The sequence below is a fragment of the Chitinophaga sp. S165 genome, from assembly GCF_003182155.1.
Taxonomy (GTDB): domain Bacteria; phylum Bacteroidota; class Bacteroidia; order Chitinophagales; family Chitinophagaceae; genus Chitinophaga.
Window position 1 is genome coordinate 148,214 of record NZ_QGTG01000007.1, and the last position, 16,686, is coordinate 164,899.

Annotated in this window: 14 protein-coding genes; 13 read left to right on the top strand and 1 reads right to left on the bottom strand. The window is 45.7% G+C overall.

Translation table 11 applies throughout. The features are described from left to right. Positions 1 to 8: 8 nt before the first annotated feature. Both C7475_RS23820 and C7475_RS23825 read left to right on the top strand, forming a co-directional pair. Positions 9 to 2,648, top strand: coding sequence for a TonB-dependent receptor (locus tag C7475_RS23820; protein WP_110055919.1), 2,640 nt, complete (start codon positions 9 to 11; stop codon positions 2,646 to 2,648). 9 nt (positions 2,649 to 2,657) lie between these two features. Beyond that, positions 2,658 to 3,527 (top strand): DUF4249 domain-containing protein, encoded by an 870-nt coding sequence (locus C7475_RS23825; protein WP_158286599.1) that lies wholly within the window; start codon positions 2,658 to 2,660, stop codon positions 3,525 to 3,527. Positions 3,528 to 3,535: 8 nt separating this feature from the next. Here C7475_RS23825 and C7475_RS23830 read toward each other — a convergent pair whose 3' ends face one another. Then, entirely contained in the window at positions 3,536 to 3,787 is a 252-nt protein-coding gene (locus C7475_RS23830; RefSeq protein WP_110055921.1) for a hypothetical protein, read from the bottom strand. A gap of 500 nt (positions 3,788 to 4,287) precedes the next feature. Between C7475_RS23830 and C7475_RS23835 the strand changes: the two genes are divergently transcribed. From C7475_RS23835 to C7475_RS23885, 11 genes are all read left to right on the top strand, one after another. Next, on the top strand, positions 4,288 to 5,133 hold the full coding sequence (locus C7475_RS23835) for a hemin ABC transporter substrate-binding protein (RefSeq protein ID WP_233259944.1): 846 nt from the start codon (positions 4,288 to 4,290) through the stop codon (positions 5,131 to 5,133). 7 nt (positions 5,134 to 5,140) lie between these two features. Continuing rightward, the gene (locus C7475_RS23840; protein WP_233259945.1) at positions 5,141 to 6,205 is read left to right on the top strand and encodes an iron ABC transporter permease; all 1,065 of its coding nucleotides are present in this window, start codon (positions 5,141 to 5,143) and stop codon (positions 6,203 to 6,205) included. Then, entirely contained in the window at positions 6,202 to 7,050 is an 849-nt protein-coding gene (locus tag C7475_RS23845) for a heme ABC transporter ATP-binding protein (RefSeq protein WP_110055922.1), read from the top strand. The genes C7475_RS23840 and C7475_RS23845 overlap by 4 nt, the downstream gene beginning before the upstream one ends. Positions 7,051 to 7,053: 3 nt before the next feature. Beyond that, on the top strand, positions 7,054 to 8,085 hold the full coding sequence (locus C7475_RS23850) for a hemin-degrading factor (RefSeq protein WP_110055923.1): 1,032 nt from the start codon (positions 7,054 to 7,056) through the stop codon (positions 8,083 to 8,085). Between the two features lie 425 nt (positions 8,086 to 8,510). Next, the gene (locus C7475_RS23855) at positions 8,511 to 8,828 is read left to right on the top strand and encodes a DUF6686 family protein (protein WP_199236278.1); all 318 of its coding nucleotides are present in this window, start codon (positions 8,511 to 8,513) and stop codon (positions 8,826 to 8,828) included. Between the two features lie 263 nt (positions 8,829 to 9,091). After that, positions 9,092 to 11,176: a TonB-dependent siderophore receptor gene (locus tag C7475_RS23860; protein WP_233259946.1), complete on the top strand. Its 2,085-nt coding sequence runs from the start codon at positions 9,092 to 9,094 to the stop codon at positions 11,174 to 11,176. A gap of 39 nt (positions 11,177 to 11,215) precedes the next feature. Then, positions 11,216 to 12,241: an HmuY family protein gene (locus C7475_RS23865; protein ID WP_158286600.1), complete on the top strand. Its 1,026-nt coding sequence runs from the start codon at positions 11,216 to 11,218 to the stop codon at positions 12,239 to 12,241. 39 nt (positions 12,242 to 12,280) lie between these two features. Next, positions 12,281 to 14,407 (top strand): TonB-dependent siderophore receptor, encoded by a 2,127-nt coding sequence (locus C7475_RS23870; RefSeq protein WP_110055926.1) that lies wholly within the window; start codon positions 12,281 to 12,283, stop codon positions 14,405 to 14,407. 8 nt (positions 14,408 to 14,415) lie between these two features. Further along, complete coding sequence (locus tag C7475_RS23875; protein WP_110056138.1) at positions 14,416 to 15,114, top strand: HmuY family protein; 699 nt, start codon at positions 14,416 to 14,418, stop codon at positions 15,112 to 15,114. 33 nt (positions 15,115 to 15,147) lie between these two features. Then, positions 15,148 to 15,933 carry an HmuY family protein gene (locus tag C7475_RS23880; RefSeq protein ID WP_110055927.1) on the top strand — a complete coding sequence of 262 codons (786 nt, stop codon included), beginning with the start codon at positions 15,148 to 15,150 and terminating at the stop codon, positions 15,931 to 15,933. Between the two features lie 22 nt (positions 15,934 to 15,955). Then, the gene (locus C7475_RS23885) at positions 15,956 to 16,675 is read left to right on the top strand and encodes a hypothetical protein (RefSeq protein WP_110055928.1); all 720 of its coding nucleotides are present in this window, start codon (positions 15,956 to 15,958) and stop codon (positions 16,673 to 16,675) included. The last annotated feature ends 11 nt before the right edge of the window (positions 16,676 to 16,686 follow it).

Genomic DNA, 16,686 nt, shown 5'->3' on the forward strand with positions numbered 1-16,686 from the left:
AAAGAATCATGTCATTGTTGTGTAGGATGTTGATGTTATTGGGGATGCTGCTAATCTATATTCCTGTACAGGCATCCGGTTGGGATTGGCGCACGAGGATCAGCGTATCAGTGAAAGACCAGTCGCTGGAAACCATATGTATGATACTGGAGAAAGAATATGGTATTCATTTCTCTTACAGCAGGAATGTAGTGAACCTGACGCCTCTGGTAACAGTGAATATACATAACAAGCCCCTGAAGAAAGCGTTGGACGATATTTTTGCTCCCTTCGATATTCATTTTGCGCGTATCGGTGATCAGATCGTGCTGACAGCTAAAAATCATCCTACCAATACTATCAGTGGATATGTACAGGATTATGGCACCGGTGAAAAGCTCATCGGAGCGACTATTTATTCCCCGGTACAACATGTAGGTACCACGACTAATCAGTTCGGTTTTTTCAGTTTTACAGTGCCCCGTGATACCAGCAGTTTGCAAGTGACCTATGTTGGTTATAAGCCTGGGCGCCTGGCTGTAAAGAAAGGTCAGCGCGAACCTGTTATTGTTACATTACAGGCACAGAATAGTTTGCCGGAAGTCGTGGTAACCACAACAGATTCAGCCCGTCAGCAACAGGAACAGGTAGTGCTGAACAGGTTAAAGTTATCGGCAGCGGATGTCAAGGCAATGCCACGCTTACTGGGTGAGGCAGACCTGATGCGTACTATTGTGGCACAACCGGGTGTATCGGGCGGTATAGAAGGTGGCGGCGGATTGAATGTAAGAGGTGGAAGTCCTGACCAGAACCTTGTGCTGCTGGATGGTACGCCTATTTTTAGCGTATCGCATTTATTCGGGATCTTCTCTGTGTTCAATCCCGACATTGTGAAGAATGCAGAATTCTATAAAGGCGCATTTCCTGCGCGTTACGGCGGACGATTATCTTCTATTGTTGACATCTCTCTCAAAGACGGCGATATGCAACAGTATCATGGGGAAGCCGCTATTGGGCTGATCGCTGCAAAGGCAATGGTGGAAGGTCCGTTAAAAAAAGATAAGACTTCGTTTGTTGTATCTGCCCGGCGTTCACATGCCGATATGATGAATGATGTGTTCATTGATAACAACGATGACGGACCGGATAATACCACTGTATTCTTTTATGATGCTAACCTGAAAGTGAATCATATCTTTTCAGAGAAAGACCGTTTATACCTGAGTGGATATGTAGGTCAGGATAAGCTGAATATGACATGGCAGGAAGGAGCGAAAGGAACTGACGATCCGGAAAGTTACTACGGCGATAGCCGCTCCAGTTTTGTATGGGGCAACTATACAGGTACATTACGCTGGAACCATGTGTTTAGTCCGAAGTTGTTTGCTAACGTGACGACAAATTATTCCCAGTACTATTTTTCGACAGAATATAAATACGATTACAAACCAATAAATACGACCGATACCAGCAAGTTATACGGGAAGTATTATTCCAGTATACAGGACATCGTTGGTAAGGTCGATTTTGAATACAGGCCTAAACCGCAGCATACGATAAGGTTTGGAGGTGGCGTGATCACACATGTTTTTAATCCGGGCGTATCACTCTTTGAGGATGAAGGGATCGGTCAGCCATCAGTAGATACAACCTATGACAATGGCGCATCTGTAGGGCAGGAGATATTGTTGTATGGCGAAGATGAGTGGAAAGTATCAAAGGCTTTGCTGGCAAATGCCGGTGTGCATGCTTCCGCTTTTCTTGTGGATGGCCGTGCATATTATTCCATACAACCGAGATTAGGTGTGAGGTATGGATTCCCTCACCGTTGGGCGCTTAAGTTATCTTATACGCATATGACACAGTATCTGCATCTGTTGTCAAACAGCGGCAGCAGTCTGCCTACGGACCTTTGGGTACCGTCTACAGGGAGGGTGCGGCCTATGTTTTCCCGTCAGGCTTCTGTGGGCATCTCCAAGACAAGCAAGCATCATATGTATGCGATGTCTGTAGAAGGTTATTACAAAACAATGGACCATGTAATAGAATACAGTGAGTATGTATCGCCATTCAGCGGCGCGGGTAAACACTGGGATGAGCAGGTAGCTATTGGTAAAGGCAGGAGTTATGGAGGAGAGATCATGCTGGAAAAGAAAAAAGGTACTACGAGAGGATGGATCGGTTATACACTTTCCTGGTCTGACAGAACATTCCCCACTGTAAATGAAGGCAAGTCGTTCCCGTACAAATACGACCGCCGCCACGATCTTGAAGTGGTATTGACACAGCGTTTAGGGAAACGCTGGGAATTGTCTGCAACGTGGGAATATACTACCGGATTGCCATTGACACTGCCTACAGCAAGTTACGAAGGAGTGGGAGATCCGTCTCCTTACGATCCTCCGCAGCATGATCCTATCCTGGACCATATCGGTAACAGGAATGCTTATCGTACATCATCTATGCACAGACTGGATATCAGCGCAACGTACAGTAAGAAGAAAAAACTGTGGACGAAGAGCTGGACGTTCAGTTTGTACAATGCCTATAATCAGCGGAACCCATATTACTATTATATGGTGACCAATACGGAAAAACAGGAACGTTACCTGTCAGAGATAAGTATTCTACCTATCCTGCCAAGTGTAACTTATGCAATCAAATTTTAAATGAAGAGTATGCGTCCATATAGTCTTTATGCAATATTGCTGATCATTGTTATGGCAGCATGTGAGAAGGAATCACGCATCGATATTCCTTATGATGGAGATAAGGTGGTGCTGAACAGCCTGATCCAGCCGGACAGTCTGATGTATATCCGCGTGACCAAAAGCAAACCTGTAAAGGAGTCTGGTAACCTGCGGTTTCCGGAGTTAGCGGGTGCGGTGGTGACCTTACAGGAAGACGGTACGACATTGCCCGCACCACGGTGGACAGTGATCAATGGAAAGGGGTATTACGTATCGCAGGGCGTGGCTAAAGTGGGCGCAAGATACACTGTGAACGTCAGTTATACCGGCCTCGCCAGTGTGGTAGCAGTAGACAGTACTCCGGCGAGACCTGCAATACAGAATGCATTTGCACAAAAGACCTCCAACAGGGTAAGGTTTTCCCTGAAAGACAATGCTGCCGAGAAGAATTATTACAGGATCCGGGTATACAATGCCGATACTGTCAACGGAGTGATCGTACCCCTGAAACAGGATACAGTAAAGTTCCGCCTGGACCCCTCATACAATAACAACTTCATAGACATTATTGGTAATGCCTATTACAGTGAAGTGCTGCTGACAGATGAACGTATCAATGGAAAAGATGTGCTCTTTGTGTTGCAGACGAGCAAAGAGATCACAGCTTCTCACATGATCGTGGAAGTCAGCGGTTTGACCAGAGGAGCCTTTAAGTACCTTGATGGCACATATTCGCAGCGATTGGAGGATAGGCTGGATTTCTCTATTGATCCGGTGAATATCTTTTCCAATGTAGAAAACGGATATGGCATCGTCGCGGGTGTGAATGCCGGAAGGCTTTCATTCTCAGTAGAGTAGTACAGTGGCTATTTTTCTATCTGGTACTTCAAAATGATATCGTTCAGCTTACACGAGAGTTTGACACATTCCGAAATAATAGTGTTTTCTAGTTCTGTGTATCCGGCCGATTCAAGGTGATAGATCTGCGGGTAAGTGGAAGACATCAGTTCTTTAGCGGCTGATATGAGCCCATCCTGCAGATTTACGAGCTGTTGTTGTTCCTGCATCGCACTCTGATAGTATGGCGATAGTGGATTTAGTATTTCATCCCAATCCATGGGTTTTAAATTTTTCCGGTGATAGGTAATGTATATTTAACAATAGCATAAAGGATTTAGTTTACCCCGTTGATAACTTCCCTAAAAACATTGAAAAACATAAATATTTCCTTTCGCGTAAAGATTGTCATAAAATTTTCCCGATTCGATTAGTTCGTTACATTTCTATGACATAGATTTGCATCACTCAATTACTCCGCCGCACCTGTCAGTCCAATACTGGTATATTCCCTATATATATCATGCCCGGCTGATAGTTACTTTTTAAAATTTAATTACTGGTAAACTGTACCGGATCACTGTGAAGTTCCGTAGTGGCCTTTCTGTGCCAATACCTGACTTCCCGGTATCCTGTACCTGATAACTTATTTAAGAATCTTGCCGGAGCATGGCGGAGTAAAAATGCTTACGGTAAGCGATGGTTGGCCCAAACCCCGGGTAGGGTCAACCATTAATTTTCTTTTCAACATTATTTATTGTCATTCTTACTTATTCAAACTATGATGAATCGTATACAGATACGCCCGTTGGTCGTGTCATTAGCTGTTTGCCTGTTCACTGCGCTGAATGTTAGTGCACAACAGGGCATTAAGCGTATAGTATCCCTGAACGGGGCTGTTACCGAGATTGTTTGTGCACTGGGATTTGAGAGTGCATTGGTAGGTGTGGATGTAACGAGCACTTATCCTGCCAGCATGAAACAGATGGCGAAGGTGGGGCATAACCGGAATATTTCAGCAGAGCCTGTACTGGCTTTACAACCGGACCTGATCCTGGCTACCGACAACTTCATACAACCGGCTGTAATCGAGCAGTTTAAAAGCGTAGGCGTAAAAACGGTGCTGATCAAACAGGAATTCTCTGTAGCCGGTACAAAAAAACTGATAACAGAAGTGGCTGCTGCCCTGAAGGTGCCTGAGAAAGGTACTGCGTTGGTAAAACAACTGGATAAGGAGCAAAAGGCATTGCATATAAAATCACAATCCAAGAAAGTATTGTTCATCTATGCACGTGGCGCTGGTACGATGATGGTTGCCGGTAAAGAAACACCATTGGATAAGATCATTGCATTGGCAGGTGCACAGAACGCAGCTACCGGTTTCAATGACTTCAAGCCATTGACGCCGGAAGCACTGGTTACTGCTAATCCCGATGTGATCCTCATGTTTGATGAAGGTTTGAAAAGTATGGGCGGTGTGGATGGCCTGCTGAAAGTGCAGGGCATTCCGCAAACTACCGCAGGTAAAGAAAAGAAAGTGATCGTAATGGATGGTCAGTTGCTGACCGGTTTCGGCCCGCGTGTAATACAGGCGGTACAGGAATTGGCGGGTAAGCTGAACTCGTAGTGTACCAATGATGATGAACAAAGAAAATATAAAGCGTGTCAGCAGCATTACTATACTAAGCATATTGCTCATTATTGTGATACTGCTGGCTACAGGGACAGGCGCGATGCATATGTCTCCCACGCAGGTACTTGCCATATTGTTAGACAAGGCAGGTATTCACCTGCCTGTTGCTTATGAAGAGAACATGCCTGGCGTGCTGTGGATGATCCGCCTGCCGAGAGTAGTATTGGGTGTATTGATCGGTGCGGGGCTTGGCGTAGCGGGTGCCTCATTGCAGGGCCTATTCCGTAATCCGCTGGCAGATCCTGGTTTGATAGGTATCAGTTCAGGCGCTTCTATGGCGGCTGTGGTGATGATCATTATTCAAAACGCATTGCCGGTTTTTCAACAGGTACCCGCATTGAATTTTTATGCATTGAACCTTGCTGCATTTGCAGGTGCGATCATTACAACGTTATTTATTTTTCGTATTGCCCGTACCGGTGGACAGGCAGCTATTTCTACTATGCTGCTCGCAGGTATTGCGGTGAGGGCGTTATGTGAATCTGTTACAGGGCTGATGACTTACCTGGCAAACAATGAGCAGTTACGCAGCATTACCTTCTGGTCGCTCGGCAGCCTGGGAGGCGCCAGCTGGCAAACGGTAACAGGCGTAGCGCCTTTTATTATCATCCCTCTGATCATGCTGCCACGTTTGGCGCCTGCGCTGAATCTGTTAGCACTGGGAGAGCGGGAAGCGATGCACAGCGGTGTAGGGGTGCCACGATTAAAATCCATGCTGGTCATCTTTGCGACGATGGCGGTAGCAGCAGGAGTAGCGGTTGCGGGGATCATCGGATTCATTGGCCTGATCGTGCCACATATCGTACGTCAGTTCACAGGTCCGGATTATCGCATACTTATACCGGGAGCTGCTTTATCGGGCGCTGTGTTATTGACTGTAGCGGACTTACTGTGCCGAACCATTGTAGCACCTGCGGAACTACCGGTAGGGATTGTTACCGCTGTAATAGGTGCGCCATTTTTCCTCTGGCTTATTATCAAAGAAAAAAGGACCATACTAGCATGATGTTGTGTGTAAAAGATATTTCGTTGTCGCTCGGTAAAATGAAGATCCTTGAAGGTGTGAGCCTTGAGGCAGGAGCCGGTGAGTTATGTGTGATCATGGGCGCCAATGGTGCAGGTAAGTCGACGCTACTGAAGGTAATAGCCGGAGAGTACATGCAGTACAAGGGTAGCGTAAGTATAGGGGGTGAAGAACTAAAGACATTGCCGATAGCAACACAGGCAAGAACAAGGGCTGTGTTGTCTCAGCAGCTCACATTAAACCAGCCATTTACTGTGGCAGAAGTGGTAAGCATGGGCCGTTATATTTATAATGCCCATCTTTCTGCCGCAGACAAAGAGATCATAGCCTATGCCTTAAAAGTTATGCAGGTACAGAACCTGCGTGACAGAACATATACGACACTATCCGGTGGCCAAAAACAACGTGTGCAAATGGCACGGGTGCTGGCACAACTGCTGGAAGCGCCCGACCTGCAGGCAACAGATTATACCGGCAGAAAAATGTTGCTGCTGGATGAACCTGTCACAGGAATGGACATCCTTCACCAGCAACTGTCATTACAACTGGCAACTACACTGGCCTCATGTGGTGTGCTGGTCGTAGCGGTACTGCACGACTTCCAGCTGGCGGCAGCCTATGCTAACAAACTGCTATTGTTGAAGAATGGCCATGTATATGCACAGGGGAGTGTTGAAGAAATTTTCACATCTGCACATATTAAAGACTGTTTCGGCGTGGATGTTGCAGTACTGGAACATCCGCACTGTCATTACCCACTGGTGGTTACCGCCACTGCCGGTGGCTTATTTCCATCACCTGCCGCAAAGGCATTAAAAGTATTGTAAAAAATGAACGCAACCGTAACCACATTAAAAGAACAATGGCAGGCTTTTCGCGAACAGCATCCGAAAGTGAGGATCCGTGACGCCGCCAGTCAATTGCAGGTCAGCGAAGGTGAGCTGGTAGCTGCTTGTACCGGCGGTACTGTAAAACATCTGAAGAACGAATTCCCTGCCCTCATACAGGCTATGCCTGCATTGGGTAAGGTGATGGTGCTGACCCGCAATGAACACTGTGTAATAGAGCGAAAAGGCGTTTTTGAAATAGTTAATACAGAAAATAAACATGTAGGTACTGTACTGGGAAAAGACATCGATCTGCGTATGTTCTTCTCCCGTTGGAAATATGGTTTCGCTGTAGCCACTGATGATAGCATTGGATTCAAAAAGTCGCTGCAGATATTTGATGCACAAGGAACTGCTATCATGAAGATCTATGCTGTGGAACAGACTAACCTCGCCGCATGGGATAAACTGGTTGCAGACTTTACTGCATCAGAGCAGCCTGCTGCTATTACCGTAGCGCCTGCACCTCCTGCTCCTGTATATAACGACAAAGATGCAGATAGCGAAGCATTCCTGCAAGGATGGGCTGCGCTGCAGGATACACATGACTTCTTCCCTCTACTGATGAAGCATAAGCTTTCCAGGGTACGTGCGCTGGAACTGGCAGAAGGAAAGTTTGCCCGCCGCACAGGCAATGATTGTGTAAAGACACTGCTGGAAAAAGCATCAGCAAGTGGGCTGGAGATCATGGTCTTCGTAGGCAATCCTGGCAACATCGAAATACATACCGGTCCTGTTCAGAAGATCGTTGAAATTCCAAACTGGATCAATGTAATGGATGAAGATTTTAATCTGCATCTGAAGACAGATGTTATTGCACAATGCTGGATAGTTGAAAAACCTTCAGTAGATGGCATTGTAACATCATTGGAAGTGTTTGATGCAGCGGGTGAGATGATCGCGCAATTCTTCGGTAAACGCAAACCAGGTAATCCTGAACTGGAAGAATGGCGCGCGTTGGCTGCTGCTTTATAGTAGTGATCTTAGCCTTGTAATATTGTTAAACTATTGGAGAGAGATTAAATGTTCGTGCATTTAATCTCTTTTTTTTTATGAGGTCGCGTCCGGTGTCTGATATTTTCCCTAATAGAAAAATCGTTTTCCTCATTTGAGCATCCGTCCTAAACACTTGTTCTTATTTTTGAATTGCGTAAAGAGTGATTGATTCATATAATGCTGCAAACATTCATTGTTTGTTAGCGCCCAGAAAAGTATTTACTATCCTCTGAAAACATATCAGTAAAAGTGAGCCTCAATTTCAGGCAGTGCTGCAACATGTAGCTCTTACTTAAAATGGTCAGGCATTTTCAATGCCGTATCAGGATTTGTTAAGAGCTCCGTGTTTGTGGACTATCGGGTGATCCATAGCTGAAATAAAAACCCTTAAACCAGAAAATAATATGTGCGATATCAGAACATTGTGCGCTAAGAAACAGGCTCATATCAGCCATTGTGCGAATTGCCAGACAGTATATATCTGGCACAACAACCTGGTCCTGAACTTTACTCCGCAGGATTTTCAGCTGTTTTATGAAACACTGGAACACCAGGAGTTTTACGACTGCAGTATGATGTTCCCTGATGGTGAAGAACGGGTAGTGGTACACTCTCCGTGCCGGGATATCAGCTTTACTTTTACTCAATCGGAGTGGTTGAATATGAAGGAAGCGTTGCAGGAAGCCATATTACTCCAACAGGTATATGAACTGATCAGGTAGATTTTCCTTTTCGCGTAAATCAATTTCCTGAATAGATAAACTTATTTGTCCGCCGCATGCTTACTTTGCATGTATTATTACTCCGCCAATATTGCACTATAACTGTAATCTCCGCTGCAGTTCGTGTAATACAGTAACATATTTCATTAACACAGGTGATGCATCCGCATGGGCCGTTGTACTGCTGTCGTGGTATAACGGCAAGGGGATCTTTTGTTTCTAACACTGTAAGGCGTTAGCGCTACTTAATGCTACTATACTTTATGAGGTCACATCTAATTGTGCTGGGTCTTTCTATTGCCTTTTATAGCGGCGCATGGGCGCAATCTGCAAAGAATGCTGCAGCAGCTACCGTTATATCTGATTCAATACGTTTGCGTGACGTAGTGGTAACGGGACAATATACGCCGCAATCATTAAAACAATCTGTTTACCAGGTAAGGACAATATCCGGTGAGTACATGAAATTACGTGGTGCTATCAATGTGCTGGGTGTACTGGACAATGAGCTCGGCGTGCGTTTTTCTAATGATGCTACCCTGGGAGAAACGGATGTAGAGATCATGGGGACATCAGGTGCAAATGTGAAGATATTGCTGGATGGTGTGCCATTGGTAGACAGAGGTAGTACGAGGCAAAGTCTTACTCAAATTGATATTAATACAATAGAAAGGATCGAGATAGTAGAAGGCCCGATGTCTGTCGTATATGGCACAGATGCGCTGGCAGGTGTGATCAATATCATTACAAAGAAATATCATGGCGGTAACCAGCTATCGGTTACGGCCAGGGTGCAGGAGGAGACAGTGGGAAAAGAATATGCAGCTTTCAGTGGTAAAGGTATACATAATGAGAACCTGGGCATTCAATGGGGGCATAAGGGCTTCTTCGCCGGAGGCGGCATTACCCGCAATGATTTTGGTGGATGGAGTGATTCACTGACAGGCAGAAAGAAAGCATGGAAACCGAAAGACCAGTTGATCGCGAATGGCTCATTCGGCTATAGTAATGATCACCTCAAAGTGTGGTACAGGCTGGATTACCTTGATGAAGACATCATCAGCCGGGGGGATATCAATTTTGACAATGGTAAGGCTACTGACCAGCATTACATGACCGACCGGTATACACATCAGGCGCAGGCGGTATGGCAGGTTAACAAAGGCTTAAGTATAAATGGTGCCGCTTCTTATCAGCAATACAGAAGGATCACACGTACCACTATTAAAGATTTTATAAGTAATACTGAGAGCCTTTCTCCAGATGATGGCGCACAGGATGTATCGAAGTTTAATACGATCTTTTTCCGGGGTACGGCACAATATGAATTATCTCCTGTCTGGTCATTCCAGCCAGGTGTTGAATATCGCCGGGATGGTTCGTCCGGGCAGCGGATATTGGGTACGCCGGATATCAGTGATTACTCCCTTTTCTTTTCGGCAGAGATGAAACCCTTACACTGGCTGAATATTCGTCCGGGAGTGAGGCTGAGTAAGAACTCCGTTTACGATGCACCACCGGTGATCCCCTCTATCAATACAAAGTTTGCGTTACGCAGTAACCTGGACCTGCGCTTGTCGTACGCCCGCGGTTTCAGAGCGCCTGCTTTGAGAGAATTGTATTTCTATTTCTTTGATGCCAGTCACTCGATAAAAGGCAACAGTGATCTGAAGGCGGAATATTCAAACAGCTTTACCGGGTCGGTAAGCTGGCAGGCAATACAACAAGGCCCTGTGCGTATCGGGGTAACTGCTACAGGTTTCTATAACGACTTTAATGACAGGATAGATATTGCCACCATCAATGGTTCAGACACTTCTACTTACGTGAACATCAGCAAGTTTAAAACCACTGGTGGTACACTGAGCGGGGTACTGAACTGGAATAATCTGCAGGTGAATGCCGGCATGTCCTATATAGGCAGGTATAATCAGTTTGCAGATGATGAGACATACAATAAAACATATCCCAGTCCGGAATTTACCTGGACGCCGGAAGTGAATGCAAATATTACCTATCGCTTCAGAAAGATCGGCGGTGCATTGAATGTTTCCTATAAGTTCAATGGTGAACGTCCGGCTTATGAAGAAGTAACAACAACGAATGCACCTGCTTTTATACATGAGATCAGGACGGAGGCCTTCCATCAGGCAGATGTTACAGCTACGAAAAGTATCACAAAGTATGTAACCGTCAACGGTGGTGTCAGGAACCTGTTTGACAATACAAACATTAACAATTCGACTTTGACCAGTGGACAGGCACACACTACAGGAGGCATCCTGCCTATGTGGTATGGACGTTCTTATTTCCTGGGATTGAGTTTTAACTGGAACAGTAACAAATAACTATTGATTAAATAAATACAATTAAAAACAAAGATGGCTATGAAATTAAGCAGACTTTTCTTCGTACTTGCTATAGGAACAGGGTTATTCAGTGCATGTAGTAAAGACGAAGATCCCACCGTAGTGATCCCACCTTCAGATGGTTCTCAGCTAACGCTGAACGGCGGTGGTGGTACTGGTTCCCCTAATACCGTTTACGTAGACTTCAGTTCCGATTCTACCGCTACAAGAGCACGTGCCAGCTGGTCGCTCGGTTTCTATGGCGGCTCTTCGTTCCGTGTAATACTCAATGGCTTCACTGCTATGAGCGCTGTTGAACTGAGCAAGACCGATATCGGGACCGTGAACATTGAGGACACAGCAGGCATCAGCATGGCAATTGGTCAGGGCGCAGGTACACTGAGCATGATCGATGATGTATTTGGTGATCTGACTAAAACTGTGATAGACGAAGTATCTGCTACGGCAACCAGCAATCACGTATACCTGGTAAAACCTGAGAATGCTTCCGCTGCGGACCCTGCTACCTGGTATAAGATCCTTGTTACACGCAATGGCGATGGTTATACTTTGAAGTACGCAAAGCTGAAAGAAACCACTATCAAAACTGCTAATATCAGCAAAGACAATAATTACAATTTTACTTTCTTCTCACTGGACAACGGTAACACCGTAAATATTGAGCCTAAGAAAGCAGAATGGGACATTGCCTGGTCTTATGGAGCTTATTACACCCAGACGATCCCTTATTTCTTCTCTGACCTGGTAGTGATCAATCAGTATGCGGGTGTAACTGCTGCGAAAGTTGATAGCGCTGTAGTGAGCTATAACAATTTCACAGAGTCCAATATTGCTGCACAGACCTTTGTATCTACCCGCGATGCGATCGGCAGCAGCTGGAGAGCGACTACAGGTAACGGGATCTTCAAGAACTTCTATTATATCGTTAAGGACGCCAATGGCAACTACTACAAATTGAAGTTTGTAAGCATGGGGCTGAACGATGGCGGCACAAGAGGATATCCTGTTATTGAGTACAAGCTGGTGAAGTCATCAGGAAAATAGGAATGAAATAACCATTTACCCGTACCCGCATTTTAACCAATGTATACCGGAAAGGATCTGTACGTTACTATCTTATTGTTTTGTGTTGGCGCCCGTTGTGCGATGGCACAGACTGATACTGCTACCAGGCCGAAAGACCTGCGGGGAGTGGAAGTGAAAGCTGTTCGCCTGGAAACGCTCACCAGTAAAGCTGCTATGCCCGTGACGGTCATTAGCAGGAAAACGCTGGAGATGATGGGAAGCCGCAGGCTCGATGAGGTAATGCGCGAACAGACCGGGGTAAACATTGTCAATGATATTGCTGCCGGTTCGCGTGCTATCGGTATGCAGATGCAGGGCTTCAGCTCCGATTATATTCTGATACTGATAGACGGGCAACCGATGATCGGTAGAAATGCCGGTAACTTTGATCTGTCCCGTATTACAGTCTCAGATATTGAACGGATAGAGATCGTGAAAGGCGCTTCTTCCAGTTTATTTGGCAGCGAGGCCCTGGGAGGAGTAGTGAATATCATTACCCGTCAGAAGATCACGGAACCACAGGCACAAGGTATTGTGCGATATGGTTCGCAGAATACACAAGACCTTACACTGGAAGGAGAGACGCCTTTCGCAAAAGGGAAGGCTTCCCTTTCAGTGTCAGGCAACTATTACCATACGGATGGATATAACGTAAACAGCTATCTGCGCAGAGGCGCTACAGCTCCGCCTTATGATAGCTATAGCATGCAGTCACGTCTGCGCTATCGCCTTAGTAACAGCCAGCAGTTGTTCCTCTCTGGCAGATGGGCTTTGCGTAACTCCCGGAATGAATCTGTTTATGGTTCGGGTCAGACGGAGAACAGTACAGAAGACGTACTGAGCGAGAGTGATGTCAATACGTCTGTTGTATTACAGTCAGCTTTTAGTACTAAGTTCAGGCTGAACAGCCAGTATTACTTAACCCGCTACAGTTCCAGCCAGGATGTGAGCACCGGCAAACAGGTGGCGCTAAAGGACAATGAGTTCACACAATACTTTCACCGCATTGAAGAGCAGGTATTATACACACCTGTAGATAAACTGTCCTTTACCGGCGGAGCAGGCCTCAACCTGGAAAGTATGGACGATACAGAGCTCCATAGCGGTAATGATATGCGAAGTGAATATGCATACCTGCAAGGCGACTGGAAGATCTTCAGCAAGCTGACTACACGCGCCGGTGTGCGTTATGACCATCATAATTACTATGGAGGCAGGCTAAACCCAAGTGTAGGGATCAGTTATAGCATCACTGACAGGATCACGTTAAAAGCAGCTGTAGGTACCGGTTATAAAACACCTGATTTTAAGAAACGTTACCAGGTATTTACCAATCCACAGGCAGGTTATACTGTATTGGGAGTAGAGGAGGTAGCTAAAACACTGGCAGAGATGCAGGCAGCAGGATTGATCAGTGAAGTAAGGCCGGTAGCGAAAAATATTAACGCTGCGCTGCAACCCGAAACATCTGTCTCTTATAATTTAGGCGTCAGCGTACAGCCGCATACAATTGTTAAGTTTGATGTGAATGTTTTCTATAATAGCCTGCACAACTTCATTAATACCGTGCAGGTGGCAACAAGAACAAATTATCAGCCTGTTTATTCCTATATTAATCTGGACAGGTCCTATACTGCCGGCGTGGAAGCAGGAGTGTCTGTAAGTCCCGTAACTGGACTGGACATCTCCGCAGGGTATCAGTTACTGTATGCCAGAGACCGGGGCGTGATGGATTCTATTCGTGCAGGTGGTTATCCATATAACAAAGTGAGGAATAGCAATACCGGTGAAACGGTAACCTCGAAAGTGAGCGATTATATCGGTCTTGAAAACAGGTCAAGACATATGGCGAATGCACGGGTGTTTTATGAGTACGCCGCATGGGGGCTTAACGCTACTTTCCGTGTTACCTACAGGAGTAAGGCCGGGTATGATGATGCAAACAATAACCGGTTCCTCGACAGGTACGATACCTTCATAGGAGGATATGCTATGCTTTATGCATCCCTCGAAAAGAAATTTTGTAAAGGTCATTTATCCGTGCAGTTAACAGCGGATAACCTGATGAATTATACCGATATGCTGATGCCCGGACAACCGGGGCGTATACTAATGGCCGGACTAAAATGGCGGATTTTTAAATGAACACTACCATGCGATATACAACCCATATTTGTCTGTTAACACTTGCACTGTTAACCGCTGTATCCTGCAAGAAGGATGAAAATAATGATACTAAAACTAACTATGAGGATGGCGTCAGTACGGTGATCTATGACCTGGCCGGCGATACAGAAGCATCTGTAGCTGATGGTGTGGAAGGAAAGGAGAGACGCCCGTTCAAAAGCTTTTATTTCAAGTTGAAGAGCAAGTTGCAATCCTGGGACAGTTCTGCCGCTAACAGGCAAAGCGCCAGCTGGGATATTGCCTTTACAGATGTGTATAACGCACTGGTATATGTGAATGATGGCAGTAATCCTAATGGCCCGGGCTATGGAGGACCTGGGAAAGGGTTGATCGTAGCAGTGGATTCTGCATATTCGAAAGTTACTGTCGCACCTTCTCCGGAAGAGATGAAAGAAAATAATCTGAAGTTCACAGGCTGGGATGGTTATCCGCAGGTCTATAATACAGGTTGGTACTTTTATTCGCTGACCACTCACCTGGCAATACCCATCAGGAACCGGACGTTCGTTCTCATGACGGCGGAAGGTAAATATGCAAAGCTGGAACTGATCAATGTATACCAGGGAAACCCTCCGGCCGTGACAGACCTTTACTGGCCGGCGCCTTACTTCACCTTCCGGTATTATGTGCAGGAAGATGGAAGCCGGAATCTGAAAACTCCCTGATCAATAATTACCTGATTAAGCACATATACATCTATGCAAAAGATCAATCTTTTATGCATGGCCCTGGCCATGTTTGCAATCGCCTGTGGTAAAGGCGATACCGATACACCGGATGTGACGCCTCCGGAAGATACAACCACTGTGGACGTTAAGACCGGTGTATATACCATGGCCGATCTTGCGGCCGATACTGCCGCTACATCCGGTGCTGCTGCGAAAGCATTTTATTATAGCCTTGAAGACCAGAAGACGATCCCTGCATCGCAGGTGCAAACGGCAAACTGGGATATTGCTTTTACTGGAACTTACAACAGTACTATTCTTGTTAACAACGGTAAGGCGAAATATTCTCCAGGTTACGGCGGACCAGGCGTAGGAGGCATCTATCTTGTTAAAGATGCAGCTATTGATGCGGAATACTATGGTGGTGCGCAGAAGGCCCTGAAAACAGTTCCTGACCGTCGTTTATTTGATAGTGCATTTGCACATGTAAAAACAGTTCCTGTGAGTGATGATAAGCTGTTAACAAATGACGGTATCGGACTGGATTATTTCGGTCCGAGCACAGACGGCTGGGCATTTTATGACTTCTATGGTTTGCAGTTCCCGGGCGCAAATCCTGATAGCGTAGCACACATCTGTTACAGTATGCCGCGCACGCTGATCATAAAAACGGCGAAGGGCAATTATGCGAAGATGGTGATATATAGTATTTATAAGGGAGCCCCGGCACTGCCCAATCGTTCTAATAAACCCGGCTTTGTGACCTTCAAGTACGCCATTCAGAAAGATGGCAGTAAACAACTGGACCTGAAATAATCAATATTCAATATATACCTCAATGAAGATCAAATACCTGCTACTGCTGGCAATACCGGCATTAACGCTGGCCGCTGCCTGTAAAAAAACGGAAACAATAGAAGCGCCGGCCCAGGCTAACAACAGGATACTTTCCTTTAAGGTGACGAATGTGCCTGACGAAGCTGTTTACGGTGCTGTTAATGATGAGCAAGGGACTATTACAGTCATTCTGCCTTATTATTACTACCTGACCACCATTCAGCCTGAGATCGCAGTTCCAGAGGGCGCAACGGTAAGTCCGGCGAGTGGTGTGCTCATAGATAGTATTACGAAGAAAATGACGGAAGGGACGAAGATTGAATATGTCGTAACAGCAAAAGACGGAAGTAAGGCGACCTATAAATTACTGCTGACAACACAACAGCCTGCAATTACATTGGATGAGCTATCAACTGACCCAGCTAATCCGACAGTATTATACCATAGTAAACCGGCTACGTTTGAATTTAACTTCTTTGAAGTAACAGGTAAGAACTTTATACCACAGCAGGAATTGCTGGGGATCTTTTCTACGATCAGTTATTTGAATGAGCAGGGCAATGTGGTATACACTGCTGTAAACGGAGATAACTACACCTACAGGATAGGTACAGCCGTACCATCGGCAGAGCAACTTCCTGCGGGCTTGTACAGGATCAGGGTGACGTCGTATACACGTTCTGCCACCATGAAAAATCCGGTAAAGGTACAATCACTCTGAACGCCCTTTTA